This is a genomic window from Thalassovita gelatinovora (assembly GCF_001458355.1).
GTDB lineage: Bacteria > Pseudomonadota > Alphaproteobacteria > Rhodobacterales > Rhodobacteraceae > Thalassobius > Thalassobius gelatinovorus.
Window position 1 is genome coordinate 117,647 of sequence record NZ_CYSA01000007.1, and the last position, 19,607, is coordinate 137,253.

Annotated in this window: 18 protein-coding genes; 10 read left to right on the plus strand and 8 right to left on the minus strand. The window is 59.1% G+C overall.

The genetic code is table 11. The features are described from left to right. Positions 1-167 precede the first annotated feature (167 nt). Positions 168-2,303, plus strand: coding sequence for a polyribonucleotide nucleotidyltransferase (pnp, locus tag TG4357_RS03050; RefSeq protein WP_058261398.1), 2,136 nt, complete (start codon positions 168-170; stop codon positions 2,301-2,303). A gap of 181 nt (positions 2,304-2,484) precedes the next feature. Here pnp and TG4357_RS03055 read toward each other — a convergent pair whose 3' ends face one another. Beyond that, complete coding sequence (locus tag TG4357_RS03055; protein ID WP_058261399.1) at positions 2,485-3,138, minus strand: peroxiredoxin; 654 nt, start codon at positions 3,136-3,138, stop codon at positions 2,485-2,487. A gap of 272 nt (positions 3,139-3,410) precedes the next feature. Here TG4357_RS03055 and TG4357_RS03060 point away from each other — a divergent pair, with 272 nt between their 5' ends. Both TG4357_RS03060 and TG4357_RS03065 read left to right on the plus strand, forming a co-directional pair. Next, positions 3,411-4,865, plus strand: a complete 1,455-nt coding sequence (locus TG4357_RS03060; RefSeq protein ID WP_058261400.1) for an aldehyde dehydrogenase family protein — start codon at positions 3,411-3,413, stop codon at positions 4,863-4,865. 71 nt (positions 4,866-4,936) lie between these two features. After that, a complete protein-coding gene (locus tag TG4357_RS03065; RefSeq protein ID WP_074646977.1) occupies positions 4,937-5,971 on the plus strand; it encodes a phosphotransferase in 1,035 nt (344 codons plus the stop codon). 31 nt (positions 5,972-6,002) lie between these two features. On the opposite strand, the gene TG4357_RS03070 is transcribed toward TG4357_RS03065, so the two are convergent. Further along, a complete protein-coding gene (locus tag TG4357_RS03070; RefSeq protein WP_058261402.1) occupies positions 6,003-6,656 on the minus strand; it encodes an RluA family pseudouridine synthase in 654 nt (217 codons plus the stop codon). Positions 6,657-6,757: 101 nt separating this feature from the next. Between TG4357_RS03070 and TG4357_RS03075 the strand changes: the two genes are divergently transcribed. Then, the gene (locus TG4357_RS03075) at positions 6,758-7,168 is read left to right on the plus strand and encodes a nuclear transport factor 2 family protein (RefSeq protein ID WP_058261403.1); all 411 of its coding nucleotides are present in this window, start codon (positions 6,758-6,760) and stop codon (positions 7,166-7,168) included. A gap of 106 nt (positions 7,169-7,274) precedes the next feature. Here the strand turns inward: TG4357_RS03075 and rarD are convergent, their stop codons facing one another. Further along, a complete protein-coding gene (gene rarD / locus TG4357_RS03080) occupies positions 7,275-8,183 on the minus strand; it encodes an EamA family transporter RarD (protein ID WP_058261537.1) in 909 nt (302 codons plus the stop codon). A gap of 424 nt (positions 8,184-8,607) precedes the next feature. Between rarD and TG4357_RS19635 the strand changes: the two genes are divergently transcribed. Further along, positions 8,608-8,784: a hypothetical protein gene (locus tag TG4357_RS19635; RefSeq protein WP_058261404.1), complete on the plus strand. Its 177-nt coding sequence runs from the start codon at positions 8,608-8,610 to the stop codon at positions 8,782-8,784. Positions 8,785-8,796: 12 nt separating this feature from the next. Here the strand turns inward: TG4357_RS19635 and TG4357_RS03090 are convergent, their stop codons facing one another. Next, positions 8,797-9,837 (minus strand): alpha/beta hydrolase, encoded by a 1,041-nt coding sequence (locus tag TG4357_RS03090; protein WP_058261405.1) that lies wholly within the window; start codon positions 9,835-9,837, stop codon positions 8,797-8,799. Between the two features lie 111 nt (positions 9,838-9,948). Continuing rightward, positions 9,949-11,121: a thiolase family protein gene (locus TG4357_RS03095; RefSeq protein WP_058261406.1), complete on the minus strand. Its 1,173-nt coding sequence runs from the start codon at positions 11,119-11,121 to the stop codon at positions 9,949-9,951. A 92-nt stretch (positions 11,122-11,213) separates the two neighbouring features. Between TG4357_RS03095 and TG4357_RS03100 the strand changes: the two genes are divergently transcribed. The 3 genes from TG4357_RS03100 to TG4357_RS03110 all read left to right on the plus strand — a co-directional run bounded on the left by TG4357_RS03100 (position 11,214) and on the right by TG4357_RS03110 (position 13,846). Continuing rightward, a complete protein-coding gene (locus TG4357_RS03100) occupies positions 11,214-11,552 on the plus strand; it encodes an STAS domain-containing protein (protein ID WP_058261407.1) in 339 nt (112 codons plus the stop codon). Between the two features lie 29 nt (positions 11,553-11,581). Continuing rightward, positions 11,582-12,043 (plus strand): ATP-binding protein, encoded by a 462-nt coding sequence (locus tag TG4357_RS03105; RefSeq protein ID WP_058261408.1) that lies wholly within the window; start codon positions 11,582-11,584, stop codon positions 12,041-12,043. A 225-nt stretch (positions 12,044-12,268) separates the two neighbouring features. Beyond that, positions 12,269-13,846 carry a gamma-glutamyltransferase family protein gene (locus tag TG4357_RS03110; protein ID WP_058261409.1) on the plus strand — a complete coding sequence of 526 codons (1,578 nt, stop codon included), beginning with the start codon at positions 12,269-12,271 and terminating at the stop codon, positions 13,844-13,846. 64 nt (positions 13,847-13,910) lie between these two features. Here TG4357_RS03110 and hspQ read toward each other — a convergent pair whose 3' ends face one another. Further along, positions 13,911-14,237, minus strand: coding sequence for a heat shock protein HspQ (hspQ, locus tag TG4357_RS03115; RefSeq protein ID WP_058261538.1), 327 nt, complete (start codon positions 14,235-14,237; stop codon positions 13,911-13,913). Between the two features lie 85 nt (positions 14,238-14,322). On the opposite strand from hspQ, the gene TG4357_RS03120 reads away from it, so the two are divergent. Continuing rightward, positions 14,323-15,204 (plus strand): AEC family transporter, encoded by an 882-nt coding sequence (locus TG4357_RS03120; protein ID WP_058261410.1) that lies wholly within the window; start codon positions 14,323-14,325, stop codon positions 15,202-15,204. Positions 15,205-15,338: 134 nt separating this feature from the next. Next, a complete protein-coding gene (locus TG4357_RS03125) occupies positions 15,339-15,929 on the plus strand; it encodes a transglycosylase SLT domain-containing protein (protein WP_058261411.1) in 591 nt (196 codons plus the stop codon). Here TG4357_RS03125 and TG4357_RS03130 read toward each other — a convergent pair whose 3' ends face one another. Next, positions 15,930-16,538, minus strand: a complete 609-nt coding sequence (locus TG4357_RS03130; protein ID WP_058261412.1) for a LolA family protein — start codon at positions 16,536-16,538, stop codon at positions 15,930-15,932. 72 nt (positions 16,539-16,610) lie between these two features. Beyond that, positions 16,611-19,601: a DNA translocase FtsK gene (locus TG4357_RS03135; RefSeq protein ID WP_058261413.1), complete on the minus strand. Its 2,991-nt coding sequence runs from the start codon at positions 19,599-19,601 to the stop codon at positions 16,611-16,613. Positions 19,602-19,607 lie beyond the last annotated feature (6 nt).

The following is a 19,607-nucleotide window of genomic DNA, read 5'->3' on the forward strand; positions in this document are numbered from 1 at the left end:
TTTCCTGTTCCAAAATGGCCAAAACTCATGTATGGCCGCACCATCTGAGACGTTGCGCCCTGACCCCGGCGCTCGAAGGAATGATATTGGGGTCGGCGGCAATGGGGCCGCCATGACAACGGAAGACCCGGGATACGCCTGGGAGTGCTTCCAATTAGGATACGCAAATGTTTGACGTAACGACGAAATCAATTCAGTGGGGCGATGAAACCCTCACTTTGGAAACGGGCAAGGTTGCCCGTCAGGCCGATGGCTCTGTCATCGCCACCTTGGGTGAAACTTCGGTCATGGCCAACGTGACTTTCGCCAAGGAACCCAAGCCCGGGCAGGATTTCTTTCCGCTGACCGTGCATTATCAGGAAAAATACTATGCTGCCGGTAAAATCCCCGGAGGTTTCTTCAAGCGCGAAGCGCGCCCGACTGAAAAAGAAACGCTGACCGCGCGTCTGATCGACCGTCCGATCCGCCCGCTGTTCGTGCCCGGCTTCAAGCACGAAGTTCTGGTCATGTGCACCGTGCTGAGCCACGACTTGGTCAACGACCCCGATGTTGTGGCGATGATCGCCGCCTCGGCAGCGCTGACCATTTCCGGCGCGCCGTTCCGTGGCCCGATTGCCTGTGCTCGTGTTGGCTTCTCCGAAGGTGAATACGTCCTGAACCCGTCCGTGGACGATATGCAGGACCTGCGCAACAACCCCGAACAGCGTCTGGATCTTGTGGTTGCCGGGACCAAAGACGCCGTGATGATGGTTGAATCGGAAGCCTACGAGCTGTCTGAAGAAGAAATGCTGGGTGCGGTGAACTTCGCCCACGAACAAATCCAGCCGGTCATCGACCTGATCATTTCGCTGGCCGAAGACGCCGCGAAGGAACCGTTCAACTTCACCCCGCCGGATTATTCCGACCTGTTTGAAGCGGTGAAAGCCGCCGGTGAAGACAAGATGCATGCCGCTTATGCCATCACCGACAAGCAAGAACGCGTTGCCGCTGTTGCTGCGGCAAAAGATGCGATCAAGGCCACTCTGAACGAAGAACAGCTGGAAGACGCCAACCTTGGCGCCGCCCTGAAAAAGCTGGAATCGAGCGTTCTGCGCGGCACTGTGGTGAAAGAAGGCAAGCGAATTGACGGTCGTGCGCTGGATCAGGTACGCCCGATCGTGGCCGAAACCGGCCTGCTGCCGCGGACCCACGGGTCGGCCCTGTTCACCCGCGGAGAAACCCAAGGCTTGGTCGTGACCACGCTGGGCACCGGTGATGATGAGCAATTCATCGACGCGCTGCATGGCAACTTCAAATCGAACTTCCTGCTGCATTATAACTTCCCACCCTACTCAGTCGGTGAAGTTGGTCGTGTGGGTGGCCCGGGCCGTCGTGAAATCGGTCACGGCAAACTGGCATGGCGCGCACTTCAGGCGGTTCTGCCGGCGGCAACTGATTTCCCCTACACCCTGCGTCTGGTGTCGGAAATCACCGAATCGAACGGGTCGTCTTCGATGGCGTCTGTTTGTGGTGGGTCTCTGTCGATGATGGATGCCGGTGTGCCGCTGAAGGCCGCCGTGGCCGGTGTGGCCATGGGTCTGGTTCTGGAAGACGATGGATCCTACGCCGTTCTGACCGACATCCTGGGTGACGAAGATCACTTGGGCGATATGGACTTCAAAGTGGCAGGGACCGAAAACGGCATCACCTCGCTCCAGATGGATATCAAGGTCGCGGGCATCACCCCGGAAATCATGCAAAAAGCCCTGGCTCAGGCCAAGGACGGCCGGATGCATATCCTCGGCGAGATGAACAAGGCGCTTTCGGGTGTTGGTGAATTCTCGGCCCACGCGCCGCGTATTGAGACCATGCAGATCCCGACTGACAAGATCCGTGAAGTGATCGGTTCGGGCGGCAAGGTGATCCGCGAAATCGTTGAAGTGTCGGGCGCAAAGGTCGACATCAACGACGACGGCATCATTAAGATCGCCAGCCCGAACGGTGAAGCGATCCAGAAAGCCTATGACATGATCCATTCGATCGTGGCAGAGCCGGAAGAAGGCCATATCTACAAAGGTAAGGTCGTGAAGATTGTCGATTTCGGTGCCTTCGTGAACTTCTTCGGCAAACGCGACGGGCTGGTCCATGTCAGCCAGATCGAAAACCGCCGCCTGAACCATCCTTCGGACGTTCTGAAGGAAGGTCAGGAAGTTTGGGTCAAGCTGTTGGGCTTCGACGACCGCGGCAAGGTGCGCCTTGCTATGAAGATGGTCGATCAGGAAACCGGCGAAGAGCTGGCGAAAGAGGAAAAAGCCGAGGATTGATCCTCAGCTTTCCTTTCTGAAAATCACGCCCCGGCCACCAAGGCCGGGGCGTTTTTTATGGGACACTGACGTGTTCCCTCGACAGCTCCGCGTATTTTGCGCTGCGAACAACCGGATAGAACACAAAGAAAAACCCCCGCAGAAAACTGCGGAGGTTTCGATAGGGTCTGATCGCTTGGGATCAGGCTTTGTACTTGGTGGTCCGCAGATAGGGCAGCTTGACATCGATTTCGCCAAACTTTTCCTTCGCCTGCTCGTCAGTCAGCGACAAAGCAACGATCACGTCCTGACCCAAGGTCCAGTTGGCCGGGGTGGCAATCGGGGTATTATAGGTTGCCTGCAACCCGTCCAGCGCGCGCAGGACTTCGGCGAAGTTACGGCCCACCGACATCGGGTAGGTCATGATCAGCTGAACTTTCTTATTCGGCGCGACGATGAAAACCGATCGGACCGAAGCGCTGTCAGCGGCAGTGCGGCCATCGGGCAGATAGGCTTCGGCCGGCAGCATGTCGAAAAGTTTCGACACTTCCAGTGCTTCATCCGCGATGATCGGGAAACCAGCCGGTGCGCCGGAATAGCTTTCGATATCGCTTTTCCACTTCTCATGCTCTTCAACGGCGTCAACGCTCAGGCCAATCACCTTGGTGTTGCGCTTGGTCCATTCATCGGCCAGTTGCGCCACAGCGCCGAATTCGGTTGTGCAGACCGGCGTGAAATCTTTCGGATGTGAAAACAAAATTGCCCAGCTATCGCCGATCCAATCGTGGAACGTGATGGTTCCCTGATCGGTTTCCGCAGTAAAATTCGGGACGATATCGTTGATGCGCAAGCCCATATTTCTTTCCTTACCTATTTGGAAAACTAATTTCGTAGACTTAGATACGTTCTAATTTCAGTTTTTCTAGCCCCCTTCGACGTGAAATTCAGAACTGGACATAGTGTCGCAACATTTGACAATCGGTATAATTTGATCAAATTATTCGACAGGGGGGAAGAAGCCGACTTGAAGCTCGCCAGAACCCCTGTCACATTGCGCGAGAATCTGCGGATAAATTTCTGCCTAGCGGAAAATTGTACCGGAATGGCATTTACTCACAGGAGAGAGTGATGATCGAACAACGTCAATTCTATATCAATGGGGAATGGGTCAACCCGGTCGAAGCCAAAGACCATCAGGTGATCGATCCTTCTACGGAAGAACCTTGTGCCGTCATTTCGCTGGGTGGTCAGGCCGATGTGGACAAGGCTGTTGCCGCCGCCAAGGCTGCGTTTCCCGGCTGGATGAACACCCCGAAGGATCAGCGTATCGCATTGGTCGAAAAGTTGCTTGAGGTTTACAAGCGCCGGGGTGCCGAGATGGGCGAGGCGATCTCGGTCGAAATGGGGGCGCCGATTGACATGGCGTCAACTCAGCAGGTCGGGGCAGGCACTTGGCACATCTCGAACTTCCTGAAAGCAGCCAAGGAGTTCGACTTCGTCCGTCCACTGGGCGACCACGCGCCGAACGACCGAATCATCTATGAACCGGTGGGGGTCGCCGCTCTGATCACGCCGTGGAACTGGCCGATGAACCAGGTCACGCTGAAAGTGGTTGCCGCAGCCATCGCTGGCTGCACCATGGTTTTGAAACCGTCCGAGGAAAGCCCGCTTGACTCGATGCTGTTCGCTGAATTCATGGACGAAGCCGGGTTCCCCAAGGGCGTGTTCAACCTCGTCAATGGGGACGGTGTTGGCGTAGGCACCGCGCTGACTGGTCACAAGGATGTGGATATGGTCAGCTTCACCGGGTCCACCCGCGCCGGTATCGCGATTTCCAAGAACGCCGCCGACACCGTCAAGCGCGTGCATCTGGAACTGGGAGGCAAAGGTGCGAATATCGTCTTCGCCGATGCCGATGACAAGGCGGTCAAGCGTGGGGTTCTGCACATGATGAACAACACCGGCCAAAGCTGTAACGCCCCCAGCCGGATGTTGGTCCAGAAAGGTGCCTATGATCAGGCGGTGGAAACCGCTGCTGAAGTGGCCAGTAAGGTCACCGTGGGGAATGCGCATGAATCCGGCCGCCATATCGGCCCGGTGGTGAACGAAGCCCAGTGGAACAAGATCCAAGGGTTGATCCAGAAAGGCATCGACGAAGGGGCTCGCTTGGTCGCCGGTGGTCTGGGCCGTCCCGACGGGCTGAACAAAGGCTTCTATGTCCGTCCAACGGTATTTGCCGATGTGAGCAACGACATGACCATCGCACGCGAAGAAATCTTCGGCCCGGTGCTGACGATGATTCCGTTCGACGACGAAGAAGACGCAATCGCGATTGCCAATGACACCGATTACGGGCTGACCAACTATATTCAGACCCAAGACGGTTCCAAGGCCAACCGCGTGGCCCGACAGTTGCGTTCGGGCATGGTGGAAATCAACGGCCAAAGCCGTGGCGCCGGTGCGCCCTTTGGTGGCATGAAGCAATCGGGCAACGGACGCGAAGGCGGCGTCTGGGGCATCGAGGATTTCCTCGAGGTCAAGTCGGTCGCTGGCTGGACCAACGATGCAGAACCGGCGGAATAACTCCGCTCGCCATTGCAGAAAACGGGCATCCGGGGCTATGACGGCCCCGGATGCTTTTTTATGGGGGCCCGATGGCCAAAACCAAACCTAAGTCGCAGGCGGATTTTGTGCCGGAAACGGTGCTGAAACGCGATATCTTTTCCGAAACGATTTCGGGCCATCTGGCGTCGGATCCGTCGGTCAAGGTTGCGCTGCGAAAATTGGATGGTGTGCCGTGGTACGCCCGGCCCCTGTCACAGTTTCTGGCCCGCAAGGAAGTGCGCGGGTTGCGGGCGGTTCAGGGGATCGAAGGGGTTCCAGTGCTGCTGGCCGCTGACAAGGCCGGCATTCTGCGGATCTGGTCAAAGGGCACGCCGCTGCACCTAGCGAAACCGTCCGATCCCTTGTGGTTTCACGATGCCAAACGCCTGCTGCGCGACATGAAGCGGCGCGGCGTCTGCCATAACGACATTGCCAAGCCGCAAAACTGGTTGATGACACCGGACGGACGCGCCGCCGTCATCGATTTCCAGCTCGCCAGCGTGCATAAACGCCGGGGCAAACTGTTCCGTATCGCCGCGCGCGAAGACCTGCGACACATGCTGAAACAGAAACGCGCCTTTGCCCCACACCTGCTGACACCGACCGAAAAGAAAATGTTGGCGCGAAAATCCCTGCCGTCGCGGATTTGGATGGCGACCGGGAAAAAGCTGTATAATTTCATCACACGTCGGCTGATGCATTGGTCCGACGGCGAAGGATCGGAGAACCGGATCGAACAGGACGGCCCCGCAATCCGCAAAGCGCTGCTGGCCGCAGGGGCAACGGACGTGGCTTTCGCCACTTTCGCGATGTCTGCCGGTGGCGTTGGGATCTATGCCTTTGTCGAGGGCGATCTGGCACCCGGCAGCTTGCCGCAATCCGGGCCGATGGCGGACCTGACCCAGATTGTTACGGACCTGCCACGGGATTCGGATGGCACCATACGGACCGACCTTCTGGAATTGATTGCCACCAATCGGCTGGAAGAGCTGGATCAGCTTTTGAATGGCGATGCCGCTTTGCATTCTGTTTTGCAGCCGATCACCATCGGGCGGCTGAACCTGACCGATCGTCGCTTGCGCTAGGCAAAATCTGACGCGGAATAGGCCAGCCTGATCAGAACGGGGCCTTGGCCCGGAACCCCATACCCTTGCCACTGTCGGGATGTTTGAGTCGCAATTCTTCGGAATGCAGCATCAGGCGCGGATATTCCCCGGCTTCGCCTTCGGCATAAAGCGGATCACCCAGAATCGGATGCCCCAAAGCCAGCATATGCACCCGCAATTGATGACTGCGGCCAGTTTTCGGGCTAAGCCGGACACGGGTTTCATTCGCCCCATATTTCAGCACCCGCCAATCGGTAATCGCCGATTTCCCGTTTTCATGATCGACCATCTGACGCGGTCGATTGGGCCAGTCGACGATCAGGGGCAAATCCACGGTGCCGGTCTTGGGGTCCAGATGCCCCCAGACCCGTGCGACATAGGTTTTCCGGGTTGTCCGTTTTTCGAACTGCATCGACAGGTTGCGCTGCGCGTGCGGTGTCAAAGCGAAGACCATTACTCCCGACGTGTCCCGGTCCAGCCGATGCACCAGCAAGGCTTGGGGAAATACCGCCTGCACCCGGGTTAATAGGCAATCGGACAGGTGTTCGCCCCGCCCGGGCACCGATAGCAATCCCGAAGGTTTATCGACGACCACGATTTCATGGTCCTCGTGCAGGATCACCAGCGGATCGGACGGGGGGGTGTATGCTGTGCTCCAAACCATGGTGGTTGGATACGCGCGGAGGGGCAAAGGCGCAACCCGACGTCAGGCTTGCCAGTGGCGGAATGCCCCGTCACCCTGCTGTCAATAGGGGAGGAACAGAAATGCATCCTACAATCGAACGCATGACCGAAATCATCGCCGCCGGTGACGACAGAAAAATCGTGGAAATTTTAGCCGAAGATGTGCTTTTCATGCCGCCAACCTATTGGAAAACATGGAAAGGCCGCGAACCGGTCGCCGCAGTGTTGGGCCATGTCGGGCAGGTATTTTCCGAATTTCGCTATCGCCGGATCATGGGCGACGGCAAAGATTGGGCACTGGAATTCCAATGCAAGATCGGTGATCGCGATGCGGTCGGCGTCGATCTTATCACGCTTGACGATGACGGGTTGATCGCAGAGTTCGAAGTCGTGATGCGGCCGCACAGTTCGGTTGGCGCACTGCGCGAGGCCATGAACAAACGGGTGATGACGGATGCCCGTTTTCTGAAATTCAAAGATGCCCTTGCCTGATGACCGCTTGAGAGCGCCCGGCATGTGCGGGGCGCTCTTAACCGGTTGCGCGGCGCGTGTGCGGGATTATTCGGAACGGGCCAGAAACACTTAATTCATACAATTGCTACATTTTCGAATGACGCAATTGCCGCCACATCGATACTGAATAAATCACCAAAGCCGCCCAAATCAGCGGAAAAGCGAACATGCGCGCCCGTCCGAAAGGTTCATCAAAAACCAGAACAGCAACCAGAAAAATCATCGTCGGCGCGATATATTGCAGAATTCCGATGGTCGACAGCCGCAACAATTTGGCACCGTTAGCATAGATCATCAACGGCACAGCAGTGACCGCCCCGGCCCCCATCAACAGGGCCGTATCAAACCCGGAGCCCGCAAAATGGCCTTGCCCGGTGGTACTTAGATAGAACTGGTAGGCCAAGGCGGGGGGCAGCAAAATCAACACCTCCAACAGGAAACCTTGATTTGGGCCGACGGGTAGAGATTTCTTGAAGAAGGCATAAAATCCCCAAGTCACGGTCAGACCGACCGCTGCCCAAGGCAGAGTTCCAGCATCCCACCACAAAATCGCAACCGCCAATGCTGCCAATCCGATGGCAGCAAATTGAGCCCGGCTCAGGCGTTCGCCAAGGAACAATCCCCCCAGCGTTATACTGAAAAGGGGATTTATATAGTAGCCGAGAGCCGCGTCCAACGCATGATCTGTGGCGATGGACCAGACATAGATCCCCCAATTGACCGATACCAGCGCCGCGGTCACACAGGCCATGATCAGGATGCGGGGGGACTTCAGGGCTTCTACCAGGTCTTGTGTTCGGCGTAGCACGATCAGCACCACCGCCGCGATGGGGACGGACCATATCACCCGGTGCGCCACCACTTCGGCGGGGGGAATATGCGCCAGCATCTTCATGTAAAGCGGCATAACCCCCCACATCAAATACGCGGCCAACGCAAAGGCAAGCCCTTGTGGTGTATCGATATTTTTCGGTTTTACGGGAGCGTCTGTCATGCGGGTCATCCTTGTTACCCTTTGCCTTTAGCGCAGATGTCAGCCCGGCAAAAGACCGCAAGACCGCAGGCTTGTTTTCTGCGTACGACCATCGCCGGAACCGTGACGGAGACGTACCGTTTTTCATAGACATATGTGCAATTTGCAGTGCGTTTCGGTACATATTGCCCAGCCCCCCACACGCCACGGGACTGCCGCTGAGCAAACTTGGCCGCAGCTGCCGTCCAAGGATCACCCAATCCGAAGATCCAGAGATCATCCGCCCAAAAAACATCAAAGACAGCCCAACAAGGGCCGCAATACGGCCCTGACTGCTGAAATACGCAAACTCGCGCTATGTTGAAAACCGGGGCCGCGTTAAAATCCAGTTGGCAGGAATGCAGGAGGACAGTCCGGTCGCTGATACAGCAAAGGAGATCTGCTTATGTGCCTGACACCCGAAGCCCTGGCTTTATTCCTGAACCTGCTTAACCCGGACATCATCGAGGCCGAAAGCGGTCAGATCACCATCCACGCTACAGCGAACAAGGCTGTATGGGTTTTGACCGGTGATCATTGGTGTACCGATGCGCCAGATCAGGACAAAGCCGCCCGGTTGTAATCGCACCGCCGATCAACCCGCGAGGACCCGGCGCAGCCAATCCGCGACTTTGCCTTCGGCATCGACGCCTTGCGGAATGACCTTGCGCAGGGACAGGAAGGCGTGAACCTGTCCGGGATATTCCAACAGTTTCACCGTCACGCCCGTCGCCTGTAGGGCTTTGGCATAGTTCTGCCCGTCGCTCCACAGCGCATCATGCCCACCCGCGATGATCAACGCGGGCGGCTGACCAGTCAGTCGGTTCGAATAAAGCGGTGAAATTCGCGGGTCGAGCCGATCCTGCCCGTCGGGGATATAGAGATCCATGAACCAATCAATGCGGGTACGTGGCAATAGCGGCTGATCGCGCAAATCACGCATCGAAGCCGTATCCAACGCGGCATCCACCGCCGGATAGATCAGCAGTTGCGCCGCTGGCATCGGGTCGCCGGACACGGCTAGATCATGCATCAGGGCCGCCGTCAGGTTGGCCCCGGCGCTGTCGCCGCCGACCACCAATTGCGATGCGTCCAGCGCAACCGGACCAGTGCCCAGCGTCAGCGCGCGATATCCGGCCAGCACATCGTTAACCGCAGCGGGGAATTTGTGTTCCGGTGCCAGCCGGTAATCGAGGGAAATCACCCGTATGCCTGCATCCTTGGCCAGTTGACCGCACAGCCCGTCATGGGTCTTGATACTACCCTGAATCCAGCCACCGCCATGCAGATACAGCAGGGTCGGCTGCGCCCCAAAGGGATCGGTTCCTTGCGACGCATAGATGCGCACGATGCGGGGACCTTCGGCCCCGGGCAGGGTGATATCGGTCTTGGCGACGTCAGCGGGACAGGGCAGATCGAACTTGGTTGCCAGTGTCGCCAATTGGGCGCGGCTTTCTTCGACCGACGGCATGCCGCTGTCGCCACGAATATGTTGAACCAGACGGCTGACAGCGTGGGCTTTCGGGTCAATACGGCGGCCATCCACCACCGGAAGTCGTCCCCCGTACAGTAGACGCACGATCCATTCGGGCATGAAAACAAGCAGCAGCCCGAATAAAATAGTAATTTTTCGCATTTCCGATCCCTTCGCTTGCCCGATCTTTTCGGGTTGAGGGTGTAAAGTCAACGAAACTGAGTACTACTTTAAGGGGTTTTGCCGAGGCCCTGACGGCCCCGGCATATGGGATCAAACCCGTTCGATGGCAATCGCGGTACCTTCACCGCCGCCGATGCAGATCGCGGCAATGCCGCGTTTCAGACCGCGGGTTTCCAGCGCGTTGAGCAGCGTCACCATGATCCGTGCGCCCGATGCGCCAATCGGATGGCCCAGCGCGCAGGCACCGCCGTTTACATTGACGATATCGCGGTGCAGGCCCAATTCGCGCATGAAAGCCATCGGCACCACCGCAAAGGCTTCGTTCACTTCCCACAGATCGACATCTTCGATGCTCCAGCCCAGACGATCAAGCAGGTTGCGTGCGGCGGGCACCGGGGCGGTGGGGAATTGCGACGGGGCCTGTGCGTGGCTGGCATGGCCCATGATCCGCGCCCGGACATTCAGCCCCTGCGCCTGCGCCGCGTCTTCGGACGCCAGAACCAATGCCGCCGCGCCATCCGAGATCGACGACGAATTGGCCGCCGTCACCGTGCCGTCCTTGCGGAAGGCCGGTTTCAGCTGCGGGATCTTTTCGGGCCGTGCCTTGGCCGGTTGTTCGTCGGTGGAAATCAGGTGTTCGCCATTTTTGTGATGCAGGGTGATCGGGGTGATTTCCCCCTTGAAGGCCCCGCTACGTTCGGCATCGAGCGCGTTGGACAGGGACGCCAGCGCATATTGGTCCTGTTCTTCGCGGGTGAATTGGAACGCTTCGGCGCAGTCTTCGGCGAAGGTGCCCATCAGGCGGCCCTTGTCATAGGCATCTTCGAGCCCGTCGAGGAACATGTGATCCTTGACGTCCTGATGGCCGATCCGCGCCCCGCCGCGCATCTTGGGCAGCAGGTAAGGCGCGTTCGACATGCTTTCCATACCGCCCGCGATCATGGTGTCGGCATGGCCCAGCGCGATCTGGTCAAAGGCCACCATCGCCGCTTTCATGCCCGACCCGCACATTTTGTTCAGCGTGGTGGCGGGGACTTCTTCACCCAGGCCACCGGCGAACCCGGCTTGACGGGCGGGGGCCTGACCCTGACCCGCGGGCAGGACGCAGCCCATCAGCACTTCGTCCACCGTGCCGGCGCCGGCATCGGCCAGCGCCGCCCGAATGGCGGCCCCGCCGAGAACCGACGCTTCGACCCCGTCAAAAACCCCCTGGAACCCACCCATCGGGGTTCGTGCTGCACCTGCGATGACGACCGGTTTCATGATACTTCCTCCTGTGTTCGCCCCCTGCATACCGAATGGTAAGGATTGCCGTCTAGCCTTGACTGAAATGGTTTCTCAGGAACGGAGGGAACATGGAGATGTCCAGCAGTCGCTATGACAACACCCAAGTGGTCACGATCGACGAAAACCGGATCGACGCAGCAATCGCCATCGCGTTCAAGGACAGGATGCGCGACTTGACTGAAAACGGTCCGGCGCATGTGATTTTGAACCTTGATGGGGTGGAATTCATCGATTCCAGCGGATTGGGTGCAATCGTGGCGGCGATGAAACAGATGGGGCAGAACCGGACGCTGCAATTGGCCGGGTTGATGCCCAATGTGGAAAAAGTGTTCCGCCTGACCCGCATGGATACGGTGTTTCGGATACACGAATCGGTCGATGCGGCGCTAAGCGCCAATGCAGGATGACCGGGTCGAAGATTGAGCGCTGAGCCGCGATGGAATCGGATCAAACGATCACGTTCTGCTTTGACGGCAGCGAAATCGGGGTCAGGCAGGCCCTGGCCCGGCTGATGCGGGATTTGCAGGCGCGTTCGGTTCGCAAGGTGGACCGGGAAAACGTGCAGCTGGTGCTGGCCGAAGCGTTGAACAATATCGTTGAGCACGGCTATCCGGGGGACCAAAAGGGCCGGATCGAGTTGTGCTGCACCCTTGGGTCAAAGGGGATCGACATCGTGGTGATCGATTGCGGTGCCGAAGTGCCCGATGTGGTTCTGTTGCCGTACGACACCCCCGATCCCAAGACCCGGTTGCACGACCTGCCCGAAGGCGGCTGGGGTTGGGCGCTGATTCACATATTGACCGCCAGGTTGGTTTACAGCCGCAGCAACGGGCGCAACCGGTTGGAATTGCATCTGCCGTTTTCGCCACAGGATAGCAGCGATCACGACACCGGCTGAGACGGTGCCGTCATTTCGCCGGGAAAACGGGGAAAGCCGCAGATTCGCCATATTGCCCCCTCATTGCCGCCCGAATGGCGGGTCATAACGGGACCTGTAGCTGCTCAAAGCTTCCCTCGGCGTCATGCAAATATAGCCCCCACCCAGAGCATGACGCCGAGGCCTATCCCCCCTTTGATATCCCTGAAAAGCACTCTACTCTGCCGCAAAATTGCGGAGAACAAGATGAGAGACTTTCAACTGCCCGGACGGTCGCCTGTATTCGCGGCAAACGGTGTTTGCGCCACCTCGCACCCGCTGGCTGCAAAAACCGCCATCGACATTCTGGAACGCGGCGGCAACGCGGTGGACGCGGCGATTGCCGGGGCCGTTCTGTTGGGGATCTGCGAACCGCAGATGACCGGGATCGGCGGCGATTGTTTTATATTGATGTCGCCACCGGGCAGCGACGAAATACTGGCGCTGAACGGATCGGGCCGCGCGGCATCGGCGGCGAATGCGGCGGATTTGCGCGATCGTGGATTGGTGGCGGTGCCGGTGCATGGCCCCGACGCGGTGACGATTCCCGGCGCGGTGGATGCGTTTTGCCGGTTGTCGGACGATCACGGCAAGATCGGGTTGGACGCGATCCTTGCCCCGGCGATCCGCTATGCCGAGGAAGGGGTGCCGGTCGCGCCCCGCGTCGCCTTTGACTGGCCGACAAGCGCCAAGGCTTTGCAGGGTCACGGATTGACCCATTTCCTGCCGGACGGCACCGCCCCGAAAGTCGGCGATTTGTTCCGGGCCCCGGCACAGGCCGAGGTGCTGCGCCGGATTGCCAAGGACGGGCGCAAGGCGTTTTACGAGGGCGAAGTCGCCGAGGATATGGTGCGGTGCCTGCAAGCGGCCGGCGGTGTTCACACGCTGGAAGATTTCGCTGCCACCGCCTGCGATTACACCACCCCGATCAGCGGCAGCTATGCGGGGGCCGAATTGGTCGAGCATCCGCCAAACGGTCAAGGGGCGACCGCGATCCTGCTGTTGAACATCCTGAGCCATTTCGACATTGCCGCGATGGACCCGTTCGGCAGCCAGCGCGCCCATATCGAAGCGGAAGCGGCCAAATTGGCCTATGACGCGCGCAACCGGTTCATTACCGATCCCGAAAACTGTGCCCGGCTGGATTACATGCTGGCGCCGGAAACGGCGGCCAAGTTGGCGGCGCTGATCAATCCGGGCAAGGCGATGCAGGCCGCCGCGCCGCTGACCGAAGCGGTACACAAAGACACGATCTATATCACCGTGGTGGACCGGGATCGGATGGCGGTATCGCTGATCTATTCGATTTTCCACGGTTTCGGGTCGGGACTCGCGTCGGAAAAATTCGGCGTCCTGCTGCAAAACCGCGGATCGGGGTTCACCCTGCAACAGGGCCATCCGAACGAAATGGCGGGCGGCAAGCGGCCAATGCACACGATCATCCCCGGCATGTTGCGCGAAAACGGCAAGGTGCGGATGCCGTTCGGGGTGATGGGCGGACAATATCAATCCAACGGCCACGCCCGGTTGGTGTCGAATATCCGCGATTTCGGGATGTCGCCGCAGGACGGTATCGACGCGCCGCGCTGTTTCAGCTTCGACGGGGTGATGAAAGTCGAGCGGGGCTATTCCGACGCGGTGCGGCAGGACTTGTCCGATCTGGGGCACCGGGTGGAAATCCCCGAAGGCCCGATCGGCGGCGCCCAGGCCATCGTGATCCGCGACGACGGCGTTTTGGAAGGCGGGTCGGACCCGCGCAAGGATGGCTGTGCCTTGGGGTATTGAGCCCTTAGCAATCAAGGAAATCAAGGGGCCACAAAGGCCCCTTGCGACGCCGATGGCGGCCCGATCAGTTCAGTTGGAAATGCAGCGGGTAATGGCCGTCTTCGAACGGGCCGAACAGGTCGGGGATATCGGGATGATCCACCGGTTCGCCGGAATAATCGGCCACCAAATTCTGTTCCGACACGTAAGCGACATAGTAGCTTTGATCGTTTTCGGCCAAAAGATGGTAAAAAGGCTGCTCTCTCGATGGCCGACTTTCCTCGGGAATCGAGTGATACCATTCTTCGGTATTGCTGAATTCCGGGTCGACATCGAACACCACACCCCGGAACGGGTGTTTCTTATGGCGGACGACCTGGCCCAGATGATATTTGGCACGCGTTCTTAACATGGTCTTGCAGCCCCCATGGCCCAGAGATAGACGGTTTTCATGGTATTTGTCCATGTTTGACGCCGGAATTTAAGGGAAACAGTTTGTGAACCTTGCCTTTACAGTGCTGGAAATCACTGCGCCAGTGTTCATGCTCGCTGCCATTGGATTTGCATGGGTCAAAGCCGGTTTCGATTATCCGGTGCGATTCGTTACCCAACTGGCGATGTCGCTTTCGGTGCCCTGCCTGATCTTTACCGCGCTGATGAAAACCGAAATCGACCCGCAAGCGTTAACCACGCTGTCGTTAGCGTCGGTCGCGGCTTATGCGGCGGTTTCGATTGCGGCCTTTGTCATGGTGCGGATCGGGCGGTTGGACCTGCGCACCTATTTGGCACCGATCATTTTCAGCAATACCGGCAATGTCGGCCTGCCTTTGGCGTTGTTCGCCTTTGGCGATACCGGGTTGGGATATGCGGTTGTCGTTTTCGCGATCATGGCGATCTGGTCGTTTACCTTTGGCGTCTGGTTGGTTGCCGGCGGCGGATCGTTGATCAAGGTGGTCAAGGAACCGTTGGTCGGGGCCACGGTTCTGGGCGGGATATTCCTGTGGCAGGGGTGGCATACGCCGACATTCGTGACCAACGCATTGGATCTGGTCGGGCAGATGGCGATCCCGATGATGCTGATCACGCTGGGGGTGGCGGTGGCGCGGATGCATCCCGGCCATATCCGCAAGGCAACGTGGATTTCGTTGATCAAGCTGGCATTGTGTTTCGCGATTTCCTGGGCGGTGGGGCGATGGTTCCAGTTGGATGATATCGCCTTTGCCGTGTTGGTGATCCAGATTTCGACACCGGTGGCGGTGACGTCTTACCTGTTGGCGGAAAAATACGGGGCCGACGCGGAATCTGTGGCCGGATTGGTCGTGGTATCGACATTGATGTCGGTGATCGCGATCCCGCTGATGCTGAGCGTGCTGCTGTAGCGGCGCGGGGGGCCGCGCCTTGGAAAAGGCGTCCATTTCCGCCCCGCTTGACCTAATTGTGACCGCATCCCCCTATTTGCAGCAGCCTTCATTTCCGCTAGAGTGTGGCAAAAAACAATGAAAGCGAGAGGCAAATGAGCAGAGCTCTTCGCGCAATGGTCTTGTTGATGGTGCTGGCATCCTGCGGCGGCGGTAATTTCACTGCGCCGCGGAATTTGGATGACGCCTGTTCGATCCTCAGCCAGCGCCCGAAATACGGTCGCGCCTTCAAGGCCACCGAACGCCGTTGGGGCGTGCCGGTGCATGTGCAGATGGCCACCATTCATCAGGAAAGCAAATTCATCGGCAATGCGCGCACACCGTACCGGTTCGCGCTGGGCGTGATCCCGATGGGGCGGCAAAGTTCGGCCTATGGCTATGCCCAGGCGATCGATTCAACATGGGATCAGTATCGTCAGGAAACCCGGTCCCCCCGGGCGAAACGCGACAATATCCGCGACGCGACGGATTTCATGGGCTGGTACATGAACAAGACCCGTGAAAAGAATGGCGTGTCCCTGAACGATACCCGCAATCAATACCTGGCCTATCACGAAGGCCATACCGGATACGCGCGCGCCAGCTACAAGCGCAAAAGCTGGCTGATGCGGATTTCCGGAGAAGTCGACGCACGGTCGCGGATGTATCAGGCGCAGTTGAACAGTTGCAATCGGCGGCTGCGCTGATCAGCGATTGTCGCGCAGATCGGGCTGGGTGATGGTGAAAAGCCGGTTGTTCAACGCAACACCGGTTTTCATTGCGCCCAGCACCACGGTGGTGCTGGACCCGGCATCGTCATTGATCACCCATTGGCGCAATTGCACCGGGTCACCGGTGAACACCAGCTGAAGATTGCCGTATTCGGGATGATCGGGATCCTGCGCGGTGATGGTGGTGGCGGTGCCGTCATAGTCGTGCCCCACCACCATGTTGGCGCGCGCCAGATCGACCCGTTCATTCAGGATGATCGACAGCGGCGTTTGGTTCAGCGGATAGGTTTCCGGGCCGTTATCGGGGGTTTTCGGATCATAGATCGCCACCGCGCCGGAACTGGCCAGAACCAGGGTGTTATCGGGGCTGGCATATTCGAACCGCATCCGACCGGGCCGTTTCAGCATCAGTTTGCCGGTGGAAATCGTGCCGTCATCGTTGATCTGGGTGAAATCCGCCTGGGCGGTTTTCAACCGGTTCAGATAGGCCGACAGGTCGTCCAGTGAAATTTGATCCGCCGAAACCGGCAGGGTCAGGACCAGAAATGCGGCAGCGGCGGCAAATGGGGTGCGTCGTTTGATCATGTCACCAATCTAGGGATTTCGCGTCCGATTGCAGCCGGCCCCTTGTCACGTTTGCGCGAGGGGCCGGGCCGCTTATTGTTGTTCCGGCACAAGGATTTCGCGCTTGCCGACATGGTTGGCAGCGCTGACGACGCGTTCGTCTTCCATCTGTTCGACCAATCGGGCGGCCTTGTTATAGCCGATCGCCAGTTTGCGTTGAATGTAGGAGGTCGAACATTTGCGGTCCTTGATCACGATGGCGACCGCTTGATCGTAAAGCGCGTCTTCGCCGGTGGTGTTGCCGCCAAGGCCGAGCACCGCGTCGATATCGCTTTCCTTGTCTTCGTCGGGGCCTTCGACCACGCCGCCGATATAATCGGGGGGACCGTAGGCCTTGAGGTGGTTGACGATTTCTTCGACTTCTTCGTCGGATACGAAGGGACCGTGGCAACGGGTGATCTTGGCCCCGCCCGCCATGTAAAGCATGTCACCCATGCCCAGCAGTTGTTCGGCACCCATTTCGCCAAGGATGGTGCGGCTATCGATCTTGGACGTGACCTGAAACGAAATCCGGGTCGGGAAGTTGGCCTTGATCGTGCCGGTGATCACGTCGACCGAAGGCCGCTGTGTCGCCATGATCAGGTGAATACCGGACGCCCGCGCCATTTGTGCCAAGCGTTGAATGCAGGCTTCGATTTCCTTGCCCGCGACCATCATCAGGTCGGCCATTTCATCGACGATGACGACGATATAGGGCATTTTGAGCGGGGTGATTTCTTCGGTTTCGAACACCGGTTCGCCGGTATCGTCGTCAAACCCGGTCTGTACCGTGCGCGAGAAGGTTTCGCCCTTGGCCAGCGCGTCGGCCACGCGGCTGTTATAGCCGTCGATGTTGCGCACGCCCATCTTGGACATTTTGCGATAGCGGTCTTCCATTTCGCCGACGACCCATTTCAGTGCCACCACGGCTTTTTTCGGGTCGGTGACGACGGGTGACAGCAGGTGCGGGATGCCGTCATAGACCGACAATTCCAGCATTTTCGGGTCGATCATGATCAGCCGGCAGTCTTCCGGCGTCAGCCGGTAAAGCAGCGACAGGATCATCGTGTTGATCGCCACGGATTTCCCCGACCCGGTGGTCCCTGCAATCAGCAGGTGGGGCATCTTGGCCAGATTGGCGACGATCGGATCCCCGCCGATATCCTTGCCCAGCGCCAGCGGCAGTTTCATGTTGCTGTCGCCGAAATCGCGGGCGGCGAGGATTTCACGCAGCACCACTTTTTCGCGGTTTTCATTGGGCAGTTCGATCCCGATCACGCTGCGCCCCGGCACAGTCGACACCCGTGCCGAAAGGGCCGACATCGAACGGGCGATATCGTCGGACAGCCCGATCACGCGGGAGGCTTTCAAACCCGGAGCGGGTTCGAGTTCGTACATGGTGACGACGGGGCCGGGACGGACCGAAACGATTTCGCCTTTGACGCCGTAATCATCCAATACGTTTTCCAGCATCCGGGCGTTTTCTTCCAACGCGTCATCGCTGAGATGATGGCGTTGGATGCTGGTCGGGCTGGTCAGCAGGTTCAGCGGCGGCAGGTCGTAAACGGGGCGGTTTTTTTCTTCGAATTGCAGCGAAGGCTGCGCTTCGGCCCGGGCGCGGGTCGAGGGCTGCACCGGTTTGCGGTTGAGATGCTGCACCACCTTGCGCGGTTCGGGCGTCGGAATGTTGAGCGGGGCCGCCGGGACGGGGTCGGTCGGTTGATAGGCCATCGGGACTTCGACCGCCTGCGGGAAGTGAGCGATCGGCACCTCTTCTTGCGGAACGTCTTCGGCGAAGGGGGAATATTCGGCGTCGAAACCCGTTTCGGGCAGCGTTTCATAGTGCGGTTCGGGCACAGGTTCGGCCTGCTGCGGCTGAACCACCCGGCGCGGTGTGACCAGAGGCGCCGCGACAGGCTGCGTCCGCGTGGTGACACCCGACGTCAGCGGCGGTTCGGGCGGTAGCGCGGCGTTGGGATGCGGGTTGAGCACCAGAGGATCGGGACCACGGCCACGGCCCTTGGTCAGCGGCGTTTCGATTTCGGGTTGCACGACGGGGGTTTCGCGCACCCGGTTGCGGATCACATCGGCGATCTTGGCCTTGATCCGGGCATCTTCGGGGGCCGCGATATCGGCCATGCTGTGCCGTTCGACCAGTTCGGGTTCCGGCATCTGGTCCGGCATCGGTTCCGGGCGGCGGATAAGCGCGGGCATCCGGGCCAACAGGCCGGGTTTGGCCGGTTCCGGGGCTTCGATTTCTTCGATCAGGTCTTCGGGCACCTCTGCCCAAGCATTTTGCGCCTGCCATTCGGCCTGTTGCTGGGTCAGCCTGTCGCGGGTTTCCCGCCGGGCGGCGTTTCGCGCCTGCATCGTCTGTGCGGCGCTGACCGCGCCGGTCGCCCCCCTGCCCAGCGCCGTCATCAGCGCGGCATAGGCCATGATGATCCCAACCAGCAGGAAGCGGGCGACAAGTTGCAATTCCGGTACGGTAAAGCCCAGCACGAAGGCCGCCAGCGCGATCATCGCCAGCGCCAGCAGCACCGAGGCGAGTTTCAAACCGAAGCTCATCCCGACCGGCATGAAATTCAAGAACGCGCCCAGAATGGTATCGCCAAAGCGCCCGCCTAGGCCGAACCCGTGGGTCCATTCGGTGCCCGGCACCAGCGTGGCAGCATAGACGGACGTGACCGCGATCAGGATCGGCAGGAAGATCAGCCGGCCAAAGGCGCGGTCCGACCCGTGATGCAGCGCCAGACGCAGGCCCCATGCAATAAGCGCCAGCGACAGAATCCAGCTGCCATTGCCGACCACCACGAACAAGAAGGCCGCGATCGACGCGCCGGGGCGGCCCATCCAGTTGCGCACCGGCGCATCGGTGGCCGACATGAAGGACGGGTCTTCGGGGTGGTAGGAAAACACCATTGCCGCCACCGCAAGCCCCAGCAGCGCCAGCACGATGCCCAGAAGTTCCTTGCCGCGCTTTTCGATTGCGGCTTGCATGTTGCTGTCAAACAGCGGATCGCGTCCTCGAGTCTGATATGCCATTCCTGC